This is a genomic window from Alkalibacterium olivapovliticus (assembly GCF_003003275.1).
Classification (GTDB): Bacteria; Bacillota; Bacilli; order Lactobacillales; family Carnobacteriaceae_A; genus Alkalibacterium; species Alkalibacterium olivapovliticum.
In genome coordinates, this window is record NZ_PVTO01000007.1 from 39,652 (window position 1) to 66,184 (window position 26,533).

Genomic DNA, 26,533 nt, shown 5'->3' on the forward strand with positions numbered 1-26,533 from the left:
GATGTTCGATATGATTTTATATAGAAGGAACAAAAAATGGTTAAAGGAGACTAATTATGGGACAACGTGAAGTTAAAGACACTAAACCACTAGACAGTCTGAAATTAAAATTAAAGTCAGTTAAAGATCAGGTTATTGTCATCACGGGTGCAACTAGCGGAATCGGACTTGTCACAGCCCGTATGGCTGCCGAGAAAGGGGCGAAACTTGTCCTGGCAGGCATGGATAAAGAAGCTTTAGAATCTTTGGCAGAAGATCTAAGTAAAGAGTCTTCACAAAATGTTGTCTATCTGGAGACAGATGTTTCTAAAGAAGAAGAGGTTGAGAAACTCGCTGAAAAAGCAATAGAATCATTTGGAGGCTTTGATACGTGGGTTAATAACGCAGCTGTGGCTATATATGGACATGTGACTGATGTCCCGATCGAAGAAGCACGAGAGTTATTTGAAACTAACTATTGGGGAACTGTATATGGATCCTTAGCGGCAATCAACCATTTCAAAGAAAAAGAATCACCTGGTGCTTTGATCAACATGGGAAGTGTGGTCGGTAACCGGACGTTTCCTATACAAGGGACGTATTCCTCTTCTAAATTTGCTGTACACAGTATTACTGACGCTCTTAGAATGGAAGCAGAAAAAGATCATATACCAGTGGTGATTTCTCAAATCCATCCGGCTCGTGTGGATACGCCTTACGGGGATCATGCGGCAAGCCATATTGACAAAGCGCCATCTCATGACGGGATGATGTATCCGCCTGAGAGTGTAGCAGAAGCTGTTTTACATGCGGCTGAGCACCCAGTAAGAGACGTGTACGTTGGCGGACAGTCTAAGATGATCAGTGTGATGGGCGCTTTGATGCCTCGCTTCACAGATCGCTTTATGGAAAGATCTGTGTACAAGACAAATTATGACGAAACACGTGAAGCCGGTTCCCCTATGGACAGCACCTTGTATGGGGAAGGTGAAGAACTGAAAGAAAGAGGCAATAACAGCGGGTGGCGCAGGAAAGGTAGCTGGATGGTCAAAGGGAAGAAACATCCCCTTCTGTTCTGGATTCCGTTAATCGGATTGGCATTAACGATTGTAACCCTCTTCATGCCCGCCAGCCTCAAGAAAAAAGAAATGCACAAGGCAAAAAAAGCAATGCACAAAAAGAAAGTTAAAGAGATGATGAAGCACCCTAAAGAAGCGTATAAGATCGAACAAACCATGCTTAAACACCCAAAAACAGCAGCCAAGATCGAAAAAGCATTAATGTAATGAGCGTACAGTTACCGTTCTGTTCAACTTAAAAGTACCGGATCAGGAGAGGATCGTCTCTCTATGGTCCGGTTTTTTTATTCAGCGGATGAACTAATCTGTTATGATAAACAGTTGTCCCGGTTTATCATGAGTGAGTAATAGAAGCGTGTAATAAATAATCATTGTCCGACTGAAAAAAACAATGTAAATATTACTTGGAATCTAACTGTTTATGCCTGCTAGTATATTTTAACAGGTAGTAAAAATTAAGAATACTTCCTTGATTTTGCGCGTTTTATCTTCTGTTTTAGATGATTGATCAGGGTGGGATTTTAGCGGTCTAAAGTCTTTAGAATCCCGGTTATAAATTTACAATGTAAATTAAGAAAGTTACCGCTTTCTAACGTGTTGACTTTAATTTGTAAACGTTTTATACTTAAGTCGGAATCGGTTCCGATTTTAACTATTTGATGAACAAGATTAGTATTTTATTTGAAGTGCAGTTACTAAATAGCCTGTAGAGGAGGGGAAGCATCTACTATCTATTCGTATAAAAGGGAACGGGTTTGAAAGGGGGCAATAATCATATATGACCTCAGTCAATTTGATCTCTCTCAACTGAATTTCTTTACAATCACTTTACGGTTGCTGATGGCTGTAGTGGTTGGAGGAATTATCGGACTGGAACGAGATCTGAAAAACCACGCAGCCGGGTTTAGAACCTATATTCTAGTCTGCCTGGGTTCAACTATGGTAATGATGACTAATCAGTTTATATTCGAGAATTACGGACTGGGAGATCCGGCACGTATGGGTGCTCAAGTAATCAGCGGCATCGGATTTCTTGGAGCTGGAACAATTATTGTAACGAATAACAACCATGTTCGCGGCTTAACCACAGCTGCTGGTTTATGGTCAGCTGCTTGTATTGGGCTGGCTATCGGTATCGGATTCTATGAAGGAGCTCTGGCAGGAGGCTTCACTCTGCTGGTTATCATGACACTTTTTCAGAAATTTAAGAACAAGTATGTGAATAGAAATAAAAAAGTAGAGTGTCTGATTTTATTCGAAACATTTAATGATCTTAATGCGTTTACATCCAAATGCAGTAAAAACGGATGGAAAATTCTAAGTATTCAAAGTAAATACTACGAACAAAAAGATGCGACCTTATATATGATAGCATTCGACATCACAACGTCATTAGAAATCAATGATTTAGTGGAACAATTAAATAAAATAAAGGGGCTTCAATCGATAGACATTCAGTAATGATAAGGGTTTGGGGATATTCTGATAGAATGGATCACACACACAAAGGAGAATACACATTATGTCTAAAAAATGGTTATTAACACTTACATCTGCTGCTTCAGTTTTATTACTTGCCGCCTGTGCTTCTGGGGACGAAGCTGAAACACCTGCCGGAAATGATGACGACACTGCTGGAGAAAGTACTGATGGTGGTTCTGGAGAATCAAGACAAGTACTGGTTTACTCTAACTCTTTAGCTGGTGGAAGACAGGAATGGATAGATGAAATGGCGACTGAGGCTGGATTTGATATGCAGTATGTAGAAGGAGGCGGAGGGGAAGTTCTGAACCGTCTACTCGCAGAAGCAAATTCACCTCAGGCCGACGTAGCGTTCGGAATGGATGAAGCGATGTTCTTTGAATTGGTCGATGAAGAACTGCTTGTTGAATATGAACCTGACTGGGTCGGTGAAATTCCTGATGATGCATTGATCGGTGATCAGTTATTCCACCCTTTAGTTGAACAGCGTATATTCATGATGTACAATCCTGAGTATGTCAGTGAAGAAGAAGCACCGTCAAACTGGCAGGATTTGAGTGACATGGAAGAATTTCAGGGGAGATACCGTGTCCCTGCAGCTTTAGGAGGCGGGACAGACCAGAAAGCGATCTTAAGTATCCTTCTTCAATACATCGATGAAGACGGCGAAATGGGTATTGCTCAAGAAGGATGGGATGAAGTCGAACAGTATCTTGCAAACGGCTATCAGACACCTGAAAAAGAAGAGCAGCTGCAGAACTTTGCAGAAGGAACGGTTCCTTTGAGCTATCACTTCTTAGGTGGCATACCTAATGCTGAGGAAGAGTTTGGATTTGATGCTGAAATCGTCAATCCTGAACAAGGTGTGATCACTATGCGTGAACAGATCGGTGTTGTTAATAAAGGTGACGATCATGACTATACTGCAGCACAAGAATTCGTAGACTGGTTCGGTAGTGCAGAAATGCAATCCGCTTTTGTTGAAGAGTTCGGTGGACTTCCAGTTAATGAATCAGCTGTAGACAGTGCTCCTGAAAGACTACAGGAAATTGCTGAACAGACAGAGCCAATGGAAGTGGACTGGAACTTTGTTAGAGAAAACCTGAACCAATGGGTCGAAAAAGTCGAATTAGAATTAATGCCATAGAAGAAAACCTAAAAAAGCGAAATAGTTACTATTTCGCTTTTTATACATAGACAGCATACAAAGGAGAAGGCTTATGATTGAAATAAAAGGGCTGCAGGTCAAATACGATGACTTTATTGCAATAGATGATGTGAATCTGACCATTAAAGAAGGGGAGTTTTTCACCTTATTAGGGCCTTCTGGATGCGGGAAAACAACGACATTAAGATCAATAGCAGGCTTTTTGAAACCTAGTGAAGGCAGCATTAACGTGAACGGTAAAAACATAGTGAACACACCGATCGAAAAAAGAGGACTTGGCATGATTTTCCAGTCGTATGCCTTATTTCCGACTATGAGCGTGTTTGATAATATTGCGTACGGATTGAAAATTGAGAAAAAATCTAAAGCTCAGATAGAAGACCGGGTATACGAGCTGGCAGATCTGGTGGAACTGAACGAAGAACAGCTGGGAAAAAACGTATCGGATTTATCCGGTGGACAACAGCAGAGAGTCGCCATTGCGAGAGCACTGGCAAAGAAACCTACTATTGTATTGTTTGATGAACCTTTGTCCAATCTGGATGCCAAACTGAGAAAACAGCTCAGACTTGAACTGAAACGTATTCAGCGTGAAACAGGAATGACTGCAATCTACGTCACACATGATCAGGATGAAGCACTAGAGATATCAGATCATATTGCTGTATTCAATAATGGCAAAATTGAACAGATTGGGACTCCAAGAGAAATCTATGATCACTCAGCGAGCGAATTTGTCTGTAAATTTATTGGGGAAGCCAATTATTTGGGACCATCACTGATTACACATATTAATGAGCACATGGAAACTAACCGCTTCAATCCAAATGCCAAACATTATGTCAGAGAAGAAAAAGTAAACCTGATGGTACCGGAAGGCAGCAAGGCTGTTCCGGTCAAAGGGAACATCCTGCAGGAAGTCTTTTACGGGACTTTCTCAACATATATCTGTGAAGTGCTGGATACAACTCTTCGGATCATCGTAAAAGAAGATGGCACAACCCGAATCGATTCGAAAAATGAATTGACCTTGTACATTGATCCTAAGGACATTCTGGAGTACGGAGGAGATTAAATATGATGAATAGTCGATTACTGAAAATGAAAGAGTCTAATCTCCTGGCTAAAATACCGTTTTATCTTTTTTGTTTGTTTATAGCCTGGTTTATTTTTGCATTACTGATTTGGCCGAATGTGAATGTTCTGGTGGACATATTCTGGGTCGATGGGGAATTGAGCCTGTCCGCGTTTGGACGGCTATCTGGATCGAACAGAGCAATTAGGGCCATTCTTAATTCATTTCTGCTTGCGACCGTTCTAACCGTTACTGTAAATATTGTCGGAACGTTTATCGTACTGGTGACGGAATATTTCGATATTAAAGGGGCACGGATACTCAGAGTGGGCTTTATGTCAACGCTCGTCTTTAGTGGAATGGTCTTGAATAATGGCTACCTTTACGTTTATGGGCAAAACGGGGTACTGACTAATATATTTACCCGTATTCTTCCTAATCTGGAACCGACCTGGTTTACAGGCTTTCCAGCGGTGCTCTTTGTAATGACCTTTGCCTGTACGACCAATCATATGCTCTTTTTCAGAAATGGTGTTAAAGGGCTGGACAACAATACGATCGAAGCGGCTAAAAATTTAGGAAGCAGCCAGTGGCAGGTATTGAAAGATGTTGTCTTTCCGACGCTATTTCCAATTATTATGACGCTGGTCATCATGTCTTTCCAGCTGGGACTCGGTGCAATGGCGGCGCCTATCATGGTAGGGGGCAGTTTTGAAACGATTTCTCCCCTGATCTTGAGCTTTACGCAACGCCCGTCTTCAAGAGATCTGGCAGCTTTACTGTCAATCATTTTAGGAATCGCACAGATTATCTTGCTGGTAGTCATGACGCGTAATGAGAAAAAAGGCAATTACATGTCCATTTCGAAAACGAAGACACGCGTCACTAAACAGAAAATCGAAAATAAAGTGGCGAACATTGTGGTTCATGCACTTTCTTATATTCTATTTGTAATTTACACTATTCCTTTGATTCTAGTCATTCTGTTCTCGTTTATGAATCTGCAGGGAATATCCCAGTCGACCTTGTCACTGGACTATTTCACTCTGGAAAATTACCGGGCGATCTTAACGAATAACACGAACTATGGGCCGCTGTTGACAAGTGCAGTTTACGCTGGTGGAGCTGCTGTCTTAGCTGTTCTGTTCATGATTATGATTGCACGGATCGTCATGAAGAATAAAAACAACAAGCTGGCAGAATGGACAGAGTACCTGTTTTATATTCCATGGTTATTGCCTGGTTTGATGCTGGCACTAGGATTGATCATATCCTATGATTCTCCATCGTTCCTGCTTCTAGGAAACAGTGTTATAGGAAGTGTCTGGATCCTACCATTAGTGTATCTGATCATGATGCTACCGTCGACTTTAAGGTACATCAAAGGGGCATACTATTCCTTTGACAATAATCTGGAAGATGCTTCTCGCATACTGGGATCGTCTCCTATACGGACATTTTTACGAATCATTTTGCCGGCACTGTTACCTACAGCCTTGGCACTGGTTGCTTTAAACTTTAATAACTTCCTGGCAGATTATGACTTGTCTGCTTTCCTGTATCACCCGGCTTATCCTACAATAGGAATCACAATTAGACGAAATGCTGATGCGGCGAATAACGTCAATGCAGCGGCAGTCAACCTGGTTTATTCCGTCATTATCATGGCGGTCAGTTCGATCATGTTTTACGTGGTTTATGGCCGAGGATCGAAAATGGGTGAGAAGAAAAGTGGTATTAGAAATTCAAGGAGAAGGATTAAAGCGCCCGTTATTGTTACAGGTCTAGGCGACACCGGTGTAGATGATCCGGCTACAGGAGAGAAAGCATGATCAGTAACCCTTTAAGAGACAAGTTAATGACTACGCCATTTCTGATCATGGCTCATAGAGGCTTCTGGGGTGGGAATATTATTGAAAATACAATTGAATCCGCCATCCTTGCCTACCGTGCAGGAGCAGATATCGTAGAAGTAGATATCTGCAGGACTGCGGATCATCAGTACTATTTGTTTCATGATGGAAACGAACCAAAAGTGCTGTGCCGAGAAGAGAATTTTAAAGAACTCACTTCAGAAGATATCAACAACAGTCCGGTGTACAATTCAATTGGCAGTCCATCCGGGCATAGACTCAATACGTTAGCCCAATTCCTTGACTGGTTGCCTAAAGGGAAGATGATTAATATTGACCGATCATGGGAGTACTGGAGCGATCCGGCATTTTTCGAGTTGATCAGACGGTCTGGGAAACAGGAGCAGCTGATTTTTAAATCACCTGCTGTTACTGAATACTTGACTCATTTTAGTGAGAATGGAAAAGGATTGGCTTATATTCCTATCATATTTAACACGGGCGAAGCAGACTTGGTATTATCCTACTCAGAGCTGAATACGGTCGGTTTTGAACTCATTATTGATCACTTCAATTCTGATTTACTGTCTGAGGAGTGGCTAAAGAGGATTAGACAAAAAGACCTGGTGACCGTTGTTAATTCGGAAAATCTAGGTAATGAATTTAACTTGCTAGGTGGTTTTCATGATGACGTTGCGCTTATTGAAAACAAATCGTGGGACAAAATTGTTGACCTGGGAATAGGTATCATCCAGACGGACTGGCCTAACTTCCTGAACGAGTATAGAAAAAATATGAAGTGGTGATTAAATGGCGATTGAATACGGTACGGTTGAGGACTATAAAGGAAGTGTAGAGACTGCAAACCTTATTCCTCTGGTAGGGACCAGTTACAGTGAGGTTGAAGAATTAACTGAGATTCTTCACCTTCTTGAGAACTGGCAGTATAAATCAGCCCTGATTGAACTTGACAAATTGATATCGTCGGGCCAAAAGACTATTGATTCATTATTACTGAAAGGTGAAATAGTGTCACTTTTCGACTACAATCAGGAGGCCATACATCTATTTGACACTGTCCTTACTATGGACAGTTCTAATGTGTACGCAATGGTCATGCGTTTGATTCAGCTGATTATCATAAAAGAAGAGGCCGTGGAAATTGACCGGTCTCTAAATGCATTACGGCTAAACGCACCTTACCTTTATGATTATTTTAAAGAGACTCTTGATTTTATAAATGACAATAAACTAAGATTTGAATGTGACGCAAATAAAAAGCCTATCGATCTCATCTGTGTGTTTGGCTATTTTTTAAATGCAGACGGATCAATGCCGCCTAAACTGAAACAGCGTCTGGATAAGGTTATATCGCTCGCGAAAGAGTATCCGAGTGCGACTATCCTGATCAGTGGTGGAGCCGTTCAGAATGCCTACGTTGAAGCGCTGGAAATGAAAAGGGTTCTGCTGGAAGCAGGTATCCCTGAAGACAGACTGGTTGCATTAACCAGAGCAAGAGATACGGTTGGAAACATAATAGAGTTCATAGACTACATTAAGGACCGGATGTTTTCGTCTATTTGTGTTGTGACCTCTTTAGACCATCTTCCGAGAGCCTGGATGTCATTGAAAATGGGACTTAAAAACATAGGCTATGACGCTGAGGTTGGTGCAGCGGCAACTGAGGAAACAGTAGGAGATATGCAAAAAGAAATCCGCTTAAGTTATCAGACCATATTCAGGATTGCCGGATTATTTGAGAAGCAAGATATAAGAAAGTTGATGATGGACTGAGATTAAAGAGCCCTTGACTGTAGACTGTCAAGGGCTCTTTAATGTACTGAACTCCATTATGCTTTCACCACATCAGATAGAGTGACATCAATTAATGAAGAGAGCTGTTTGGGATCGAGTTCAACGGACAGGCCGACTTTTCCAGCACTGAATATAATCGTATCAAATTTAGAAGCTGATGCATGAAGAATCGTTTTAAACGATTTTTTCATGGCAATAGGTGAACACCCACCATGTACATAACCAGTCAATGGAAGCAGTTCTTTTTCCCGAATCATGGCTATACTTTTTTCATCTACAGCCTGCGCTGCTTTTTTCAAATCCAACTCAGTATTGACTGGGATAATAAAGACATAATATGTTTTTGATTTTCCTTGAGTAACCAATGTCTTAAATTGCTGGTCTGGGTTATTTCCCATTTTTTTAGCGACTTCAATACCATTAGCGACATCATTTCCGAAGTAGTGATGTTCTTTATACGGAATCGAGTGCTGCTCGAGGAGTCTGATTGCATTTGTTTTCTTTGCCTTGGCCATACTAATCACCCTCTCAAAAGTTCTTTCCTTAATAGTTATACCAGAATGCTTATGGAAAATCCAAGTGTGGTTTGATTATTATAGGGAAGACATAGGATTTAACTAAAAGAAAGAGGCAGGGTCAAAAAAAGCGCAGAAAAAAGCTGAAACAGCAAACGATTTCTGTTCCAGCTAAGTAATCTTTATTTGTTTGGGTAGACAGAGTAGGGATGAGATTTAATCTCCTTCATCTGTCTCAGTATCATCGGTGTCGGCATCTGTATCCGTATCTCCTTCAGTGTCTTCTCCACCACCATCAAGATCAACGTCGATGTCAAGATCAGCGTCATTACCGCCATCGTCTCCCTGTTCTTCTGTCTGATCATCAGTAGTTGTATCGGTATTGTTTCCATCTCCCATGAAAAACATAACCACAACTACCCCCACAATAATCAGCAGTGCAATAAAGAACAGAGCGAACAAACCTGTTCGTCTATTTTCCTCTCTTCTGCGTGGATCATCATTTCTGTCTGCCATAGCAAAAAACTCCTTTTTTAATTTTTTGACCTCTTAAGCTTATCATATGGCAGACTATTTCAATAATCATAGGCTCGCAATGAAAAAAACACATGAAAAAAGCCGATGAACATACATCCATCGGCGGTTGACTGTTAGTCGATTCTAGAAGTCTTTTAATCTCTGTCAGCTGGCTAAAGCAACACTAAGCTAGGTAGTGTGGAGTTTCCTCTGCTGCTCGCATTTCCAATGGTGGTATTCTTGGGACTGTAAGTGGTGTGACAATAAAAGTTAACGCCATTAAACCTGCTACTACTAATGAGAAGATTTTCGTCTGTTTTTTCATTGTGTTTCCTCCTTTGAATTGGCAGATAGTTTGTTGTTAATTTCTGTCAGTGCCAGCTGAGAAAAAGATAAAAGTTTTTGGTTGTTTTGTAATTTAAAGATACTAGCTGAAAGTTCAAAGCATTCTTTTGCTTCAACAAAATTGCCTAGTTTATAAAAAATATGACCTTTAGTATGGTGAAAATCACCAAGTGAGTATAAGGAGTTGTTTTTAACAAGTAAATCGATACCTTCGGAAATATACGAAAGAGCTTCTTTATTGAAGTTTTTTTGCTCAAGGGTGAGAGCATAGTTCAAAATGATTTTTGCTCTAATTTCAAAGCTGACGGAATCGTCCAGCATATCTATACCTTTCTTATATGATTCGAGAGCCTTATCAAAATCTCCATTCTTATAATGAATGATTCCTCGTGCATTGAGGATTTCTACGGCAAGATCTTTTTCAACGTCATCGAGATAAATATTATTAAGAATTTCAAGTGTTTTTTCTCTTTTATCATATAGGTGATGTTGTAATGAAGCATCTATCCATGCGAAAAAAACTTTATCGTTTAACTCTCGAGCACTATTAATCAAAGATTTATGATGATCAAGTAAGAGTTCTATTGTTTTGTAGTCTCTCGCTGTTAAATATTGTCTGATCGTCTGTTTCACTTCATTTATTTCATTTTTCTTTGTATTATCCTGGTCTGCTTTTATTAATTCGTTTTTCTCTAATTCGAGTCTGACTTCCAGTTTATCGAGGATGGCTTTTTTAGGCACAATATCGCCTTTTTCTACACGGCTGATAAGTGCTTGTGCACAGATGTCTTTAGCTAATTCTTGTTGCGTTAAACCCAGTTCTTTCCTTCTGAGTTTGATAATTTCTCCAAGTTTCATGTTAATCCCACGCTTTCTATATAGGAAGTATAATAGATTAAAATTGGATTAGCAATCAAAATTATTAATTATTATTAAAAAGATTTATTCTTCATAAAAATGCAACAATTTGACAAACAAATTAATGTGAGCTATAATTATCTCGAATTCGTAATAAGTGGCATTTGACTTTACCTAAAGTGTGAGAATCAGTCAAAGCTATTAAAAGTCAAAAACGTGTCATAAATAAAAACCCATATCACTTGGAAGAAAATACAGGAGGAATTAGCTATGAAAGAGTTAACAGGGATTCACCATGTCACAGCCATCACAAGTTCTGCAGAAAAAACATATGCGTACTTCACTCATGTTTTAGGACTCAGGTTAGTAAAGAAAACGGTAAATCAGGACGATATTCAAACCTATCACTTGTTCTTCGCGGATGATAAGGGGAGTGCCGGTACCGACATGACCTTTTTCGATTTCCCTAACATTCCCAAAGGGGTTCACGGGAATGATGAAATATCAAGAACATCCTTTAGAGTACCAACTGATAAAGCGCTCGAGTACTGGGTCAAACGCTTTGACCGCTTGTCTGTAGAACATTCAGGTATAACAGAACAGTTTGGCAAGAAAGTGATCCGATTTGTTGATTTTGACGACCAGCAGTATCAGTTGATTTCTGATGAGAAGAACAAAGGGGTCGCATCCGGAACACCTTGGAAGAATGGGCCTGTTCCACTAGAGTATGCTATTACCGGCCTTGGTCCAATATTTTTAACCTATTCTGATTTCGATTATATTAAAGCTGTACTTGAGCAAGTTTATGGGATGAGAGAAATAGGAGCAGAAGACGTTTCTCACTTATTTGAAATGGGTGAGGGCGGAAACGGGGCTCAGGTCATCGTTGAAGTTAATAAAGTAGCGGCTCCTCACAGAGAGGGATTTGGAACAGTTCATCATGTAGCGTTCAGAGTGGATGACAAAAAAGCCATTGATGACTGGCTCGCACATTACCAGGGATTCCAGATTCCAAACTCGGGATTTGTTGACCGTTTTTACTTTCAGTCTCTTTATGCCCGTATTACAAGAGGGATACTAGTTGAGCTGGCTACTGATGGCCCAGGATTCATGGAAGACGAACCTTATGAAACGTTAGGAGAGAAAATTTCTCTCCCACCGTTTCTTGAGGGACAGAGAGAGTCGATCGAAAGTCAGGTCCGTCACATCGACACGGTACGCAGCACCAAAACATTTGAGAAAAAATAGATAATATAAAAAAAGTCAGGGGCTACAGTAGCCTCTGACTTTTTTAGTCGCTTAAATTACCAGTTAATGATACCGATGATCAGAACGACCAGGATAGCTGCTGGAGCAATATACTTAGAAACAAAGATGAATGTTTCTCCCCATGCTGTTCCTTCCGTGTCTGTGTGTTTAAGGATATCTTCTTTCTTCCATGACCATGTCACAAACAACACAGTGATCAAGGCACTTAAAGGAAGAAGGATATTTCCAGTGAACCCGTCGATGAAGTCCAGGAAACTGTCCCCGAACAGGGTGATCTCCATGGCTCCTTGACTTAATGAAGACAGGACACCCAGTAGGGATATGACTAGTCCTACAAGTAGTGTGACCACTTTACGAGACATGTTCAGTCGGCGCATAAAGTAAGCAACGGATACTTCCAGTAAAGATATAGCGGAAGAAAGTGCTGCCAGCGTGAATAGAATAAAGAATATCAGACCAACAATTGTTCCAATACCGCCTAATGCTTCAAAAATAACCGGCAATACCACGAACACTAATCCTGCACCTTCAGCAGGATCCAGCCCGAAAGCGAATAACGCAGGGAAGATGATTAATCCGGAAATAATGGCAAATGCTGTATCCAAGACGATGATGATTGCTGCTGAAGATGTCAGACGCTCATCCGGTTTCAGATAACTGCTGTACGTCAGCATGATGCCCATTCCCAGACTCAATGTGAAGAAAGCTTGACCCATAGCAGTCAGATAGATATTTGGATCTGCAAAAGCTGCCCATTCGGGTCTAAACATAAAGTTCAGTGCCTCAACTGTTCCCCCTAGTGTCATACTGTAGATCGCTAAACCGATAACCATGAGACTGAGTATCGGCATCATCCATTTGCTGGTGAGTTCGATCCCTTTTTGAACACCAATAAAGACAATTCCAATTGTTAATGCCATGAAAATGAATTGCCAGAGTACGGGCTGGAATGTACTGCCTATAAAGTTCGAGAAGAACTCTGAAGAGTCTCCGGATATCCCACCAGTAATGTATTCCATTGTGTACCGTAAAGACCAACCTCCAATGACCCCGTAAAACGATAGAATTAAAAAGGCGGCCAATACACCTAGTCCACCGGCAATATACCAGGGTTTATCGGGTGACAGTTTCTTGAAAGCCTGGACCGCATCGGCTTGTGAACGTCGGCCAATTGAAAACTCAATCAGCATAACTGGGAAACCAAGGAGCAGGACACTTATTAAGTATATAATTAAAAATGCAGAACCCCCGCCTGACCCCATAGCGTATGAAAATCGCCAGATATTACCTAATCCAACTGCTGAACCCAGGGTCGCCAGGATAAAGCCCCAACGTGACCCCCACTGTTCTCTTTTTTGTTCCATTCCCTTAACACTCCTTTTCTTTATGTAATAGTCAACATTATAGTAGTATACATCATTCATTAGGTTTTCTAAAGACTTTTCTCATCTTTTACTCATTTTTAAAACGAGTCTGTGAAAAAATGATTTAACGTAACCGCTTTATAACAAGAGTGTATACTGGTGTCGGGATGGTTACAAGAGAAATTTCACAAGGTAAAAGCTTGTCATATCAATAAAAATAAAAGAAATTGTGAATGTGCTATATGAGATAAGCATTTGCTTATAAGAAAAACTGATCGGGCTATAAAAAAAGATGATAACTGATTATATTTTTTTAGATAACAACCGTCAAATAGCTGTGATTGTTTTCTGTTTTAATCTAGCTCAGGAGTATAGACAAAATTTATAGCACTATAGTTTTTAAGTATTTGCACAATATAAATTATCAGGTAAACTTAACTTAAGCGTTTACATACAATGGAGGAATAGACTCATGCCAACAGTTGCAGTAGCAGGTGGATCTAGAGAAGAAATACTGGAGCTCGCCCGCTTAAGTTATGAAGACTATAAGAATGATGTTAAATTTATTGTTTTCGACACTGAAGATAATATCGACACCGATGATGTCTGGGAGTACCGTCACTTTGAAACAGAAGAGGAAATGGTTCGCGAAACAGTCAAGAGTGTTGCTGACGACGAATCGGATATCTTGTTAAAGGGCGGCATTAAAACTCATACCTTACTGAAAGAGGTCCTTAAAAAAGAACATCAGCTTAAAACACAGGACTTACTGTCACATGTCGCGCTCGTCAATCTGCCTGCATTAGACCGTCAAATATTATTGACTGACGCGGGCATGAATATTGAGCCAACAGAAGATCAGCTGGCTCAAATAATAGAAAATGCGCTCAATGTCGGCCTTTCAATTGGTCTGACTCATCCAAAAATAGCCATACTCAGCGCTGCAGAGAATATCAATCCTAAAATGGCGTCTTCTGTCATGGCTAAAAATATAACAGAACGTTTCAAGGAGCAAACTGATGCGACAGTATTCGGACCACTATCACTAGATTTAGCCCTTTCAAAAGTGGCTGTCGAACACAAGCGGTTTAAAGGACCTATCGAAGGGGATGCTGATATACTGGTCGTTCCAGGTATTGATGCAGGTAATGCACTGTACAAGTCATTTCTGCTGTTTGGAGACGCCACAATTGGCGGAACAATCGTTGGAACAAAAGTCCCGATTGTATTGACCTCTAGAAGCGATAAAGTCAGAAGCAAGCTATACGCATTAAAATTTGCACTGATGCAGATTGAAGACAAGTAAATCGTCAAATACAGGAGGATATAAATGAAGGACCTTATTTTAGCACTTAATCCCGGTTCTACTTCAACCAAAGTTTCTCTATATAATGAGAAAACCGAAGTAGCGACCCAAACAATCAGACATTCCACTGAAGAGATTGGTCAGTATGAAGGTGTGATTGATCAGCAGGAGTTTCGCAAGCAAGTCATTCTGGCATTTATGAAAGATGAAGGGTTTACGCCTGATGATCTGCGTGCAGTAGTGGGCCGGGGAGGATTGCTCAAGCCTATTCCTGGAGGGACTTATATTGTCGGAGAAGCCATGCTGAACGATTTGAAAGAAGAGAAGTACAATACTCATGCCTCGAACCTTGGTGCTATACTGGCTCATGAAATCGCAGTGCTGGGTGGTGTGGACGCATATATCGTCGACCCTGTAGTAGTAGACGAGATGGCTGATGTAGCCAGAATATCCGGACTGAAAGGCATCGAACGCAGAAGCGTCGTTCATGCACTGAATCAGAAAGCTGTTGCAAGGAAAGTACTAGAACAGCAGAGTAAAGAGTATGAGACGAGTAATGTCATCGTAGCTCATCTGGGGGGCGGATCCAGTATTGCTGCTCATGAGAACGGTAAAATGATTGATGTGGTGAATGGCCTGGACGGTGAAGGTCCGTTTACACCTGAACGCACAGGTGGATTGCCATTGTTCGATTTTGCTAAAATGATTTTAAACGATCAGTTAAATCTGACTGAGATCAAAAAGAGACTCGCTGGAAAAGGGGGAGTCAACTCGTACTTAAGTGAAATTGATTTACGGCGCGTTCTTGAGCGGATAAAGAATGGAGACGCTGAGGCAGAACTAATTGTGACGGCGATGACCTATCAGATCGCGAAAGCAATAGGAGAGATGGCGACAGTCCTCAAAGGAAAAGTCGATCTGATTATTTTAACAGGCGGAGCAGCTTACGGACAATTTGTTGTAGAGCATATCGAAGAACGGGTATCCTGGATAGCTCCTGTCGCAGTCAAACCAGGTGAAATGGAAATGGATGCCTTATATGAAGGCGTGACACGTGTATTGAATGGAGAAGAAGAAGCGAGACAATACTAAGAAAGAAGTGAGGGAACCAAATGGCTATTGAAACTGAACTGCTGATTTTAGGCGGAGGAACAGGCGGATATGTTGCCGCAATAAGGGCAGCCCAAAAGGGAATGGACGTGGTCCTCGTTGAGAAAGATAAACTTGGCGGCACCTGTCTGCACCGTGGTTGCATTCCATCGAAAGCGTTACTGAGAAGTGCCGAAGTGATAGATACACTAAAAAAGGCGGACGAGTTCGGAATAGAACTTAATGACACAGCAACAATCAATTACACTAAAATCAGAGAACGTAAACAGGCTATAGTCGACCAGCTTCATCAAGGGGTTCAAGGTCTTGTTAAGAAAAATAAAATCAAACTGGTACAAGGAAAAGGAGCTGTCCTTGGACCGTCGATTTTCTCTCCCGTTTCAGGGGCAGTTGCCGTTACCTTTAACGATCCGGACAAAGAAGAAGAAATCTACGTTCCAAAAAAACTGATCATCGCCACTGGATCTGCACCGAGTACATTACCGCATTTGCCACTCGATGAAGAGATGATCTTATCCTCAAACGGAATGTTTGAACTTGAAGAGCTGCCGGAATCGATGGCTATTATAGGCGGAGGCGTAATCGGAGTTGAATGGGCTTCTTTGCTGAACAGTCTTGGTGTTAAGGTAACCTTGTTTGAAGCACTTGACCGTCTGGTGGTCAACGAAAGCAAATCAATCTCCAAATCCCTGCTTAAGCAATTTAAACAGCGTGGGATTGATGTTAAAGTGAGCAAACTTGTTGAAAAGGCAGAAATAAAAGATGGGAAAGTAGCTCTGTCAGTCAAAGATGAAGCAGAAGTCCTGGAAGTGGATAAAGTTATGGTCGCTATCGGGCGTAAACCGATTGTTGAAGGCATTGGTCTCCAGAATACGTCTGTTAAATATGATGCAAAAGGCATCAAAGTCAACGAGCATTATCAGACATCAGAAAGTCATATTTATGCAATAGGAGATTGTATCGATACCCTTCAACTGGCTCATGTCGCTATGAAAGAAGGCGAACTGGCAGTTGATCACATTGCGGCTGATACGAGTGAACCGATCAATTATGTCAACGTTCCAAGATGTACCTACTCCTCACCTGAAATCGCCAGTGTGGGTTATACAAAAGAAACCTTGCCGAAAGGTAAAAAAGTTAAAACAGGTACCTTCTATTTTAATTCTAACGGGAAAGCACTGATTCATGGCCATTCAGATGGATTTGTAGAGGTGCTGAAAGATGAAGAGACGGATGATCTGATTGGAGTATCGATCATTGGACCGCACGCGACTGATCTGATTTCTGAAGTCAGCACGGCCATTTATATGGATGCCAGTCCGATTGAGATAGGTGAAGCGATTCACCCTCATCCGACATTATCAGAAGCCATTCAGGAAGCAGCTTTAGACGTGTATAAATTAGCGATTCATAAATAAGAAAGTGAGTGTGTAGATTATGAGAAAACTGGAAGAATCTGGTTTAACAAAAGATGAAATCATTAAAGCTTACCGCCATATATTGCTTGGTCGTCGACTGGACGAACGGTTGTGGCAGTTGACCCGAATTGGGAAAACATCCTTTAATATTTCAGGACAGGGGCATGAGGTTGGACAAGTCGCAATGGCAATGGCATTCCAGCCTGAGAAAGACTACTTTTTGCCTTATTACCGTGACATGACAGCTTGTATGGTCTGGGGTATGACAGCAAAAGACATTATGCTGGGGTCACTCGGGAAAGAAGATGATCCATCTTCCCATGGGCGTCAGATGCCGAATCACTATGGTTCTAAAGAACATAACATCGTCTCGCATTCTTCCACTGTCAGTACACAGTTTCCACTGGCAACCGGAGTAGCTTATGGGGCACAGCTCAAGAATGAAGATTACGTTACATTGACAGCTACAGGTGAAGGATCTGCCAACCAGGGTGAAGTCCAGGAAGCCATGAACTTTGCTGGCGTCAAAAAATTGCCGCTGATATTTGTGATTGAAAACAATGGGTATGCTATTTCAGTGGGAACAGATGAACAATATGCAAATGAAACAATGGCAGAACGAGGACCCGCTTACGGATTCCCCGGGAAGCGAGTAAACGGCAATGACTTTGTTGAAACCTATTTGGCCTTTAAAGAAGTAGTCGATAATGCGCGTAAGGGTGGCGGACCGGCACTCATTGAACTAATGGTGAGCCGATTGACCTCTCACTCAGCGGATGACGATCATTCCGTTTACCGGACGAAAGAAGACATTGAGAATTTAAAGAAAAATGATGGCCTGTTGTTCTTCGAGAAGCAGCTGATCGATGAAGGGTACCTTACCCGTGATGAAATGACGGATATCGATGCAGAGCTCAAGAAAGCAATCAATCAGGCGACCGATGAAGCTGAAGAAATGCCTGAACCAACAGCAGATACGATCCTTGATCAGATATACGCTGAAAAATAGACTTAGAAAGGAAGGAAGAAGCCTATGGCAATGATGACGTACTTGGAAGCCATTCGAAAAGGAATAGAAGAAGAAATGGCTCGTGATGAAAAGGTAGTAATCTTCGGCGAAGACGTCGGAGGCGTAAAAGGAGGCGTATTTGGTGTAACCAAAGGGTTGGCTGAACAGTTCGGTGATGACCGCTGTTTCAATACCCCTTTAACGGAAGGTCAAATCGGTGGTTTAGCCGTGGGTCTGGGTTTAGTCGGATTCCGCGCAATCGGTGAATTTCAGTTCGCAGATTATATATTACCGGCAGTCAATCAGCTGATATCAGAAGCTTCACGTATGCGTTACCGTACAAAAGGGGACTGGATCGCACCAATCGTTTACCGTGCACCTTATGGCGGTGGTGTTCGTGGAGGACTATACCACTCTCAAACAACAGACAAAGTACTATTCGGTCAGCCCGGACTGCGTATTGTGACGCCATCCTCGCCGCACGATGCAAAAGGATTGATTAAAGCGGCAATTCGATCAGATGATCCGGTCTTATTTTATGAACACAAACGATTATACCGACTGCTTAAAGAAGATGTATCTGATGAGGATTATGTTGTCCCGTTAGACAAAGCGAACGTGGTCCGTGAAGGAGATGACATCACCGTTATCGGGTACGGGATGGTACTGAACCATGCACTTAAAGCAGCAGAAACCTTAAGCAAAGAAGGGTTTGAAGCTGAAGTGGTGGACGTGCGGTCACTGTATCCCCTGGATAAAGAAACGTTAGTGAAAGCAGCGAAGAAAACAGGGAAAGTCCTACTGGTTACTGAAGATAACCTGGAAGGCAGTATTATGAGCGAAATTTCAGCTATTATTGCAGAAGAAGCATTGTTTGATTTGGATGCGCCGATCAAGAGACTAGCCGGACCAGATTCACCAAGCATGCCCTATTCGATTGCTCTCGAGCGGGAATTTTTAGTAGATGAAGAAAAAGTAACGAATGCTATGCGTGAACTGGCAGAGTTTTAAGGAGGATGTTTGAATGAGTATTAAAATTATCGAAATGCCTCATTTAGGTGAGAGTGTCACAGAAGCCTCCATTGCTGTTTGGCTGGTTTCTGAAGGGGATAGAATAGAAAAATATGATCCGATAGCTGAAGCAGTTTCAGACAAAGTGACAACTGAAATTCCATCGAACTATTCAGGTATCGTGAAAGAATTTCTAATCGATGTGGACACAGATGTTGAAATCGGCACAGCAATCGTTAAGATTCAGACTGATGAAGATGGCGAAAATGACGATACCGCTGCTTCAGCCGATTCAGGCGATACACAGGATGAAAAAAGTGAAGAGTTCACTGATCATATTAACGAAGAAATCGATAAAGAAGCCGAAAAACGGCCAATGGAGCGTCAGACAACAAGTGACGCCAGACAGTCAAGTTCTAAAGCATCATCAGATCAAGGAGAGCCAAACGGAGCCAGGTATTCCCCGGCAGTCATGCGTATTTCTCAAGAACGGGGCATCGATTTATCACAAGTAGAAGGCTCCGGAAAGCATGGACGGATCACAAGGAAAGATGTCTTGAATTTCGATTTAGAAACCCAGACGGCACCAACTGAAAAAACACAGCAGTCAGACGGTGCTGATGCGAAGCAGGAAGACAGACAAACGCCAGAAACAAGTAGAACCGCAGATGTAACGCGTACGTCCAATGGAGATGAAATCGTACCAGCTGACGGTATCCGTAAAGCGATTGCCAAAAAAATGGTACAGAGCACGACTGAGATTCCTCATGCCTGGTTGATGGTTGAAGCGGATGTCTCTAATATTGTCAAGTTAAGAGAACGGACCAAAGCCCAATTTAAACAACAGGAGGGCGTCTCATTATCATTCTTCCCGTTCTTTGTTAAAGCGGTTGTACAGGCACTGAAAAAACACCCGATCATCAATACATCATGGGACAATAACAGTATCATTTATCATAAAGACATCAATATTTCAGTTGCGGTTGCGACAGATGAACATTTATTTGTACCTGTGATCCACAATGCAGATCACTATTCATTAAGTGGACTCTCTAAAGAAGTGAATAGACTGGCGAGTCTGGCACGGGACGGAAAACTGAGTAGTGGGGATATTCAAGGCGGGACGATGACGGTCAATAACACAGGAAGTTTTGGATCGATCCAGTCTATGGGAATCATTAACTACCCGCAGGCAGCTATTCTTCAAGTCGAAAGCATCACCAAACGATTCGTTCCGACCGAAGACGGTGGATTCAAAGCATCAGACATGGTCAATTTATGTTTATCGATCGATCATCGGATCATTGACGGTTTACAGGCGGGACGATTCTTACAGGATGTAAAAGATAACCTGAGCCGTTTCTCAGATGAATCAGATCTGTATTAATTAAAAAAGGCAACTTCACTCTACTGAGTAAAACTGCCTATGCTTTTAATTTTTCTTGATTTCAGCAATAAGATCATCAATCGCTTTACTTGGGGCTTTATTTTTCTTCAAGGCTATTCCGATTGAAAAATAATCATTTTTATCGTTCAACGGAATCCACTTCAGCCCTTGAAGAGCTCCAATCGATTGATATTCGATAGGAAGCAGACAGATCGAATCAAGATTCTGCAGGCTGTAAAGCAGTACCTGCAAGTCATCATGGTACATGACGATATTCGGCTCAAATCCTATGTGACGGCTTCTTTCAAAAAGCATCTGTCCCAGCATAAAATTCTCATTTAATGTCGAGAACCGCTGGTCTTTTAAATCTTCAAATTTAAGTTCTTTATGATGAGCTAACGGATTGGTATCTGGCATGACAACATGAACATTGTAACCTTTTGTTGACGTATTCAGTGCTTCAATCGTAATCAGATCCGATTGAGTATTTGGGAACGAGACAAGCCCGATATCCAGTTCATCATTAGCCAGCATCTTCTGGATTTTACGTGACCCGTTTTGAGTAATAATTAAATCGACATTCTGATGAGTGGCGATAAAACTGGAAATTTGTTCCATATATTGGACCGCGAATAAAATGGTCAAGCCTAATCGAATGGTTTCTTTTGTATCCGTTTTCATATGCTGGATTTTATGTACTAAATCGTCAAATTCATCAACAATCTGCATTCCTTTTTTATATAACAACTTACCGGACCTAGTCAGATTAAACGATTTGTCATGTGGATTAAATAGACTAGTGTTCAATTCGGATTCCAGTTTTTTTATAGTAAACGACAATGTCGGCTGAGTGACGAAAAGATTGCGTGCAGCTTGAGAGAGATTTTTAGTGTTGGCGATTTCAATGAAATACTTTAATTGTTTGATATCCATCTGAACCATCCTTAATATAGTGAGCTGATTTATTAATTATACATGAGATAATGGCGATTTAGTCAAGAATTTAGAAGAACTCACTTTCTTCTCATCAGTTAGTAAGAATGAAGGCATACTCCTACTTATCAAAAAAATTATAAACAGAGAGGACGACTATACAATGGACATTTTTAAAGCCTTAAGCGAATACGACTACGAACAGATTGTTTTTATGAATGATGAGGAATCAGGATTAAAAGCCATTACGTGTATCCATGACACCACACTCGGTCCTGGATTGGGCGGAACCCGTTACTGGACTTACGATAAAGAGGAAGATGCCATTCAGGATGCCATGCGTCTGGCAAAAGGCATGACTTATAAGAATGCAGCAAGTGGCCTTCAAATTGGGGGAGCTAAAACGGTTATTATCAAAGATCCGAATAGAGAAGTCAACAAAGAAGCTCTGTTTAGAGCATTCGGGCGATTTGTAGAAGGATTGAATGGCCGTTACATAACTGCGGCAGACGTCGGAACAACTGAAATTGAGATGGATTATATCTATCAGGAAACAAACTATGTCGCAGGAACAGGACTCAAACCTGGGACATCCGGCAACCCGTCACCTTCTACAGCACATGGGGTATACGTCGGAATGAAGGCAGCTGCAATGAAGGCATTCGGGTCAAATTCTCTTGAAGGAAAAGTAATTCTGATTGAAGGTGTTGGAAAAGTTGGCTATCTTCTTGCAGAAGAAGCATTGAACGAAGGGGCGCGCGTTATTGCCACTGATATTTTCGAAGGGCCGAGAGAGCGAGCTAAAGCTTTAGGCTGTGAGATCGTTGAAGCGGACAAAATGTTTGATATCAAAGCTGACATTTATGCTCCCTGTGCAATGGGCGCTTCAATAAATGATGAAAGTTTGAAAAAAATAGAAGCAGCGGGAATCAAAGTCATTGCCGGTGCAGCTAATAATCAGCTGGCTGAGACTCGACACGGAGATAAACTGGATGAAATGGGCCTTGTGTATGCACCTGATTACATCATTAATGCCGGGGGTGTTATCCAGGTAGCTGATGAGTTTAACGGTGGCTACAATAAAGGACGTGCACGGATGTCTGTTGACAGAATTTATGACCAAATCGAAAAAGTATTTAAAATAGCTGAGCGAGACGGCATTCCTGCTTACAAAGCAGCGGATATTTTAGCAGAAGAACGGATAGCAGCTGTGAGAAATACCCGCAGTATATTCACACGAGACACAAAATCTATTATTAACCGTTAATAAGAAAATGGCTGCTTAACAAGACGACACATCCGACTTTAGACTGCTGTGGAAATACTCATAGGCGGTCAATGGTTAGGTGTGTCTTTTTGATTCGGGAGATTTCACCTTAAATCAAAGGGGAATGAACAATTAAAAGGAGAGTTCAGCAAAGTCAAATGGTCATCTTAATCGAGTCTGCCAAAGAGACAGCTAGTTGAGCAAACTCAAGAAGCGATGACTGTTGGGCTTGTTTAAGCAGAAGCAACTTGGGCAGACTCATGAGGTTTTTCCTTTTGAGTAAACTTAAGAAACAGATGCTTAGGTAAACCTGAGAAGATATTCTTTTGAGTTTGCTGAAGAGTGTTTCCCTTCTGCAAACTGACAGATAGTATGTGATTCGAGTAAACCGAACCTATAGAAGCTTCAGCAAAGATGGAGAGAAAAACATCTTGAGTTTACCGAAGGAAGCAGGCACATTACATTTAGCGGCATAATAAGACAAAATGTGTGAACTTAAATCAGTCTTAGAAGGAAAAACTCGTCTGCTGACGAGTTATCTTAAAAACAACTGACTAGTACGGAAGATAAAAGGACTATGCTATAATGAACTAAAAATTAGTAAGGTGGTTCGTTCAAATGCATTCAAAACTGTTAGAACACTATGGCGTAAAAACTAAAATAGCAGGGTCAGACTATAATTTCCGTTACCAGACGGCTGGTAAAAACGTTGTAGATGATATGACCAGACTGCTGGATGAATTACAGGTGAAACCTGAAGAAGTATATACCGGACAGCAGCTTCATACTGCCACCATTGCGTATGCAGATGGTGTAAATGGTGACCCATTCGTATTTGGGAGAACATTTAAAGAAACGGATGGTCTGCTGACAGATAAAGTAGGCATAGGACTGCTGATAAAATATGCTGATTGTACACCAATCATTCTTTATGACCCTGTGAATAAACTACTGGCCAATGTCCATTCAGGGTGGAGAGGAACGACTAAATGCATATCGACTAAGGCAATAGAACAAATGATAAACGAATATGGCTCTAAACCAGAAAATATTGTAGCTTATGTAGGGCCTTCTATTGATCAGAAAAATTATGAAGTAGGGGCAGAAGTGTATGAGGAATTTAGGGACTTTACAGATCGGGATCAGTTTTTTACAAAGAAAGGTGAGAAGTATACACTAAGTATGCTTGATGCGAATGTCGACAGTCTCATAAAAGCAGGCATCAAACCTGGAAACATGGAGATTGAAAGAGCCTCGACTTTTACCGATGATCGTCTTCATTCTGCAAGAAAAGAAGGTCAACATTATCAGTTGAACGGACTCTTTGCAATGATGACTATTTGAATAGCACAAATGATCCAAGAGGAAAAAGACGCTCTCTTGGATTTTTGTATTCAAAGTGAGTTTACTAATGACCGATGCCGTATAGTAGATAGGGGATCATTGAATCGATAAACTGTTCTGGTGATTCATCAGTTTTCGATTGTTTAAAATCTTTGCTTAAACCGACGATCGAATGGGTGAGTAGCCACGATAATTTTGAAATCGTTTCTGGATTGATTTTTTGTTCTGATTTAGTGAGTCTCTCAGAAAAAATATCTGTCAAGTGAACGTGTACAATTGTATCAATCGTTTCATTTTCTTCCTGACTTGAACAGGTTTTACTCATGTTCATACCAAATCTTGCCAACGCAAGAAAAATAAGTTTAATTGTTTTATCTAGAGGGAGCTGGTCTTTCGCCTGATCACAGGCCAAATCCAGTCTCAGTTTTTCACTCACTACTTTCTCCAGTAAGTCATATTTATCAAGGAAGTGGTTGTAGAATGTTGCACGGTTAATCTGTGCTTTTTCAGTAATATCTTTAACGGTTATCGCTGTAAATTCTTTATTGTTTGACAGTTTGATAAAGGACTCGATAATCAAATGTCTTGTACGTGTGGACCTGGAATCTGTTCTAACTTGCTCCATATTATCAGCCTTTCTAAAAATAGTTAGTCAGGTAAATTAAATTAGTGCGTGTTAAACAACACTTTTACTATACTGTTGGTTTATTTCGAAGTCAAGCTAACTTATAATAAGCAATGTAATAAGCTTACAAAAAGTTAGTTTTAACATATAGGAGGAGAAAGATTATGGTAAAAATTGGAATTATAACAGGAAGTACGCGTGATGCTCGAGTAAATGGACAAGTTGCGGAATACGTACTGGAAAAATCAAAAAATGTAGACGGGGCTAATTTCGAAATAGTTGATATCAAGGATTATGATCTTCCTTTATTCAACGAAGCAATGCCACCAGCTATGGCAAATAAACAGTACAGTAATGAAGAAAATCAAAGATGGTCTGAAAAAATCGATTCATTAGATGGATTCATTTTTATAACACCTGAGTATAATAAAGCCATTACCCCTTCATTAAAAAATGCAATTGACTACTTGGGACCAGAGTGGGGAAATAAAGCAGCTGGTATCATCGGATACGGATCAACTTTAGGTGTGGCAGCTACTTTAAGCCTGCGTAGTATTTTATCAAATGCAAATGTAGCAACTGTAGGACCTTTCGGAGCCTTCAACTTGTTCACTGATTTTGAACAGATGACAACATTCCGTCCTGCAGAGGTTCATAACGCAACGATTCAAGCTGTTATTAATACTACTGTAGCTTGGAGTAAAGGATTACAAACTGCAAGAGCTTAAGTTCTAGTCCGCTCAACCAAATAGTAAGAAGGCAGCACCTGTATTTTTACGGGTGCTGTCTTTTTGCTGTGTCATCGTCTTTTAGATGTGGACATAGCGATGGAAGGTTTGATAAACTGACGCTAATAAGGTATTAAAGAGTCTGATGAAAAAAGGAGCAGGGTATGCAGAATAAAATAAACAAGTGGTTGATCATCGGTGTAGTACTTAGTTTGCTCATGATGATAGTGGGGTACTTTTTATGGACGATTTTAATCCCTATACAGGATTTCGATACACTGTCTTCTCTTGAGGTTAGAGAATCCCAGAGAGAACTGGCAATCAACTATCCACTAGGGGCTTTCCTGATGAATCTAGGGTTTGCTGGATTTTCATCAACACTTTTAGCTTTAGTGGTTCGAAAAATACTGACCCTCCTTAATAAATTCTAAATTGATTTTTACAGTTACCTTACAATAGTTGAATTGGATTCGATTCCATTTGATAATTTTATCAGATGCTATACACTAAGAGTAACTTATAATGAATGGAGTGAAGTGAATGGAACAAACAGTGTATACCAATTATTGGCAGAATCGACTAAGTGATGTGAAGAAAGAACACGGCAGTTACGACAATGAAGAAGAGGCAATTAATGGGATCAAAGCTTGGTGGGAACTTCATAAAGAGGATTACCCCCATGCCGAATACAAACGTACCAATTCAGGTGCTCTTGAAATTATCTATAATGATGATGATCATTTTTATCGTATAGAAAAACGTCAAATCGAAGGATCATTACCGAGTCGAAAATATACACTACGTAAACCTGGTGAAATTGAGGCACTGCGTTCCAGACACAATCTCCATGAAGAAGCCTGCTTGTTTGAGGAATTAGCTGAACCCTACAGAGATCGCCTTGTTCAGGCAATGGCTGACAGTGAAAAACTGAGAAACTATGTCTTTGACAAAGAAGGCAGACCGATCAGAAAATTAAGAGCTAACTAAATGAAGTAAGACTCCAGGAGACATTTCCTGGAGTCTTTTTATTTGACCGTCATTTTTATAATGAATAGTTCATTTAATGGTCCCCGATTT

Annotated in this window: 26 protein-coding genes; 19 read left to right on the plus strand and 7 right to left on the minus strand. The window is 40.9% G+C overall.

The window, feature by feature from the left end; all coding sequences use genetic code 11:
- The first annotated feature begins 56 nt into the window (after positions 1-56).
- The 7 genes from CLV38_RS04840 to CLV38_RS04870 all read left to right on the plus strand — a co-directional run bounded on the left by CLV38_RS04840 (position 57) and on the right by CLV38_RS04870 (position 8,430).
- On the plus strand, positions 57-1,265 hold the full coding sequence (locus tag CLV38_RS04840; RefSeq protein WP_106192267.1) for an SDR family oxidoreductase: 1,209 nt from the start codon (positions 57-59) through the stop codon (positions 1,263-1,265).
- A 633-nt stretch (positions 1,266-1,898) separates the two neighbouring features.
- Positions 1,899-2,519 (plus strand): MgtC/SapB family protein, encoded by a 621-nt coding sequence (locus CLV38_RS04845; RefSeq protein WP_106192269.1) that lies wholly within the window; start codon positions 1,899-1,901, stop codon positions 2,517-2,519.
- A gap of 61 nt (positions 2,520-2,580) precedes the next feature.
- Positions 2,581-3,687 (plus strand): extracellular solute-binding protein, encoded by a 1,107-nt coding sequence (locus CLV38_RS04850; RefSeq protein WP_106192271.1) that lies wholly within the window; start codon positions 2,581-2,583, stop codon positions 3,685-3,687.
- A 73-nt stretch (positions 3,688-3,760) separates the two neighbouring features.
- Positions 3,761-4,783 (plus strand): ABC transporter ATP-binding protein, encoded by a 1,023-nt coding sequence (locus CLV38_RS04855; RefSeq protein ID WP_106192273.1) that lies wholly within the window; start codon positions 3,761-3,763, stop codon positions 4,781-4,783.
- 2 nt (positions 4,784-4,785) lie between these two features.
- On the plus strand, positions 4,786-6,615 hold the full coding sequence (locus CLV38_RS04860) for an ABC transporter permease (RefSeq protein WP_245920542.1): 1,830 nt from the start codon (positions 4,786-4,788) through the stop codon (positions 6,613-6,615).
- Complete coding sequence (locus CLV38_RS04865) at positions 6,612-7,442, plus strand: glycerophosphodiester phosphodiesterase family protein (RefSeq protein ID WP_106192276.1); 831 nt, start codon at positions 6,612-6,614, stop codon at positions 7,440-7,442. The genes CLV38_RS04860 and CLV38_RS04865 overlap by 4 nt, the downstream gene beginning before the upstream one ends.
- A gap of 4 nt (positions 7,443-7,446) precedes the next feature.
- Positions 7,447-8,430: a YdcF family protein gene (locus tag CLV38_RS04870; RefSeq protein ID WP_106192279.1), complete on the plus strand. Its 984-nt coding sequence runs from the start codon at positions 7,447-7,449 to the stop codon at positions 8,428-8,430.
- A 56-nt stretch (positions 8,431-8,486) separates the two neighbouring features.
- Here the strand turns inward: CLV38_RS04870 and ybaK are convergent, their stop codons facing one another.
- The 4 genes from ybaK to CLV38_RS04885 all read right to left on the minus strand — a co-directional run bounded on the left by ybaK (position 8,487) and on the right by CLV38_RS04885 (position 10,685).
- Entirely contained in the window at positions 8,487-8,966 is a 480-nt protein-coding gene (gene ybaK / locus CLV38_RS04875; protein ID WP_106192281.1) for a Cys-tRNA(Pro) deacylase, read from the minus strand.
- A gap of 216 nt (positions 8,967-9,182) precedes the next feature.
- Positions 9,183-9,482 carry a hypothetical protein gene (locus tag CLV38_RS04880; RefSeq protein WP_106192284.1) on the minus strand — a complete coding sequence of 100 codons (300 nt, stop codon included), beginning with the start codon at positions 9,480-9,482 and terminating at the stop codon, positions 9,183-9,185.
- A 184-nt stretch (positions 9,483-9,666) separates the two neighbouring features.
- Positions 9,667-9,807, minus strand: coding sequence for a hypothetical protein (locus CLV38_RS13710; protein WP_170068815.1), 141 nt, complete (start codon positions 9,805-9,807; stop codon positions 9,667-9,669).
- Positions 9,804-10,685 (minus strand): helix-turn-helix domain-containing protein, encoded by an 882-nt coding sequence (locus CLV38_RS04885; protein ID WP_106192286.1) that lies wholly within the window; start codon positions 10,683-10,685, stop codon positions 9,804-9,806. Before CLV38_RS04885 ends, CLV38_RS13710 begins: the two co-directional genes overlap by 4 nt.
- 270 nt (positions 10,686-10,955) lie before the next feature.
- On the opposite strand from CLV38_RS04885, the gene CLV38_RS04890 reads away from it, so the two are divergent.
- A complete protein-coding gene (locus tag CLV38_RS04890; RefSeq protein ID WP_106192288.1) occupies positions 10,956-11,933 on the plus strand; it encodes a ring-cleaving dioxygenase in 978 nt (325 codons plus the stop codon).
- A gap of 56 nt (positions 11,934-11,989) precedes the next feature.
- Here CLV38_RS04890 and CLV38_RS04895 read toward each other — a convergent pair whose 3' ends face one another.
- Positions 11,990-13,318, minus strand: coding sequence for a sodium-dependent transporter (locus tag CLV38_RS04895; RefSeq protein WP_106192290.1), 1,329 nt, complete (start codon positions 13,316-13,318; stop codon positions 11,990-11,992).
- Between the two features lie 472 nt (positions 13,319-13,790).
- Between CLV38_RS04895 and CLV38_RS04900 the strand changes: the two genes are divergently transcribed.
- The 6 genes from CLV38_RS04900 to CLV38_RS04925 are packed head-to-tail and all read left to right on the plus strand — an operon-like array spanning position 13,791 to position 20,559.
- The gene (locus CLV38_RS04900; protein WP_106192293.1) at positions 13,791-14,624 is read left to right on the plus strand and encodes a phosphate acyltransferase; all 834 of its coding nucleotides are present in this window, start codon (positions 13,791-13,793) and stop codon (positions 14,622-14,624) included.
- A 24-nt stretch (positions 14,625-14,648) separates the two neighbouring features.
- Positions 14,649-15,716, plus strand: coding sequence for a butyrate kinase (gene buk, locus CLV38_RS04905; protein ID WP_106192295.1), 1,068 nt, complete (start codon positions 14,649-14,651; stop codon positions 15,714-15,716).
- 20 nt (positions 15,717-15,736) lie between these two features.
- Complete coding sequence (gene lpdA / locus CLV38_RS04910; protein ID WP_106192298.1) at positions 15,737-17,152, plus strand: dihydrolipoyl dehydrogenase; 1,416 nt, start codon at positions 15,737-15,739, stop codon at positions 17,150-17,152.
- A gap of 19 nt (positions 17,153-17,171) precedes the next feature.
- Positions 17,172-18,161 (plus strand): thiamine pyrophosphate-dependent dehydrogenase E1 component subunit alpha, encoded by a 990-nt coding sequence (locus CLV38_RS04915; RefSeq protein WP_106192301.1) that lies wholly within the window; start codon positions 17,172-17,174, stop codon positions 18,159-18,161.
- Between the two features lie 24 nt (positions 18,162-18,185).
- Positions 18,186-19,172: an alpha-ketoacid dehydrogenase subunit beta gene (locus CLV38_RS04920; protein ID WP_106192303.1), complete on the plus strand. Its 987-nt coding sequence runs from the start codon at positions 18,186-18,188 to the stop codon at positions 19,170-19,172.
- 13 nt (positions 19,173-19,185) lie between these two features.
- Positions 19,186-20,559: a dihydrolipoamide acetyltransferase family protein gene (locus CLV38_RS04925; protein ID WP_106192305.1), complete on the plus strand. Its 1,374-nt coding sequence runs from the start codon at positions 19,186-19,188 to the stop codon at positions 20,557-20,559.
- A gap of 45 nt (positions 20,560-20,604) precedes the next feature.
- Here CLV38_RS04925 and CLV38_RS04930 read toward each other — a convergent pair whose 3' ends face one another.
- Positions 20,605-21,492, minus strand: a complete 888-nt coding sequence (locus CLV38_RS04930) for a LysR family transcriptional regulator (RefSeq protein WP_106192307.1) — start codon at positions 21,490-21,492, stop codon at positions 20,605-20,607.
- Between the two features lie 163 nt (positions 21,493-21,655).
- Here CLV38_RS04930 and CLV38_RS04935 point away from each other — a divergent pair, with 163 nt between their 5' ends.
- On the plus strand, positions 21,656-22,759 hold the full coding sequence (locus CLV38_RS04935; protein WP_106192310.1) for a Glu/Leu/Phe/Val family dehydrogenase: 1,104 nt from the start codon (positions 21,656-21,658) through the stop codon (positions 22,757-22,759).
- A 618-nt stretch (positions 22,760-23,377) separates the two neighbouring features.
- On the plus strand, positions 23,378-24,103 hold the full coding sequence (pgeF, locus tag CLV38_RS04940) for a peptidoglycan editing factor PgeF (protein WP_106192312.1): 726 nt from the start codon (positions 23,378-23,380) through the stop codon (positions 24,101-24,103).
- 64 nt (positions 24,104-24,167) lie between these two features.
- On the opposite strand, the gene CLV38_RS04945 is transcribed toward pgeF, so the two are convergent.
- Positions 24,168-24,728: a TetR/AcrR family transcriptional regulator gene (locus tag CLV38_RS04945; protein ID WP_106192314.1), complete on the minus strand. Its 561-nt coding sequence runs from the start codon at positions 24,726-24,728 to the stop codon at positions 24,168-24,170.
- A gap of 164 nt (positions 24,729-24,892) precedes the next feature.
- On the opposite strand from CLV38_RS04945, the gene CLV38_RS04950 reads away from it, so the two are divergent.
- The 3 genes from CLV38_RS04950 (at position 24,893) to CLV38_RS04960 (ending at position 26,443) form a co-directional block, all read left to right on the plus strand.
- On the plus strand, positions 24,893-25,456 hold the full coding sequence (locus CLV38_RS04950; protein WP_106192316.1) for an NADPH-dependent FMN reductase: 564 nt from the start codon (positions 24,893-24,895) through the stop codon (positions 25,454-25,456).
- 164 nt (positions 25,457-25,620) lie between these two features.
- Complete coding sequence (locus CLV38_RS04955; protein ID WP_106192318.1) at positions 25,621-25,887, plus strand: hypothetical protein; 267 nt, start codon at positions 25,621-25,623, stop codon at positions 25,885-25,887.
- Positions 25,888-25,996: 109 nt separating this feature from the next.
- Positions 25,997-26,443, plus strand: coding sequence for a hypothetical protein (locus tag CLV38_RS04960; protein WP_106192321.1), 447 nt, complete (start codon positions 25,997-25,999; stop codon positions 26,441-26,443).
- Positions 26,444-26,533 lie beyond the last annotated feature (90 nt).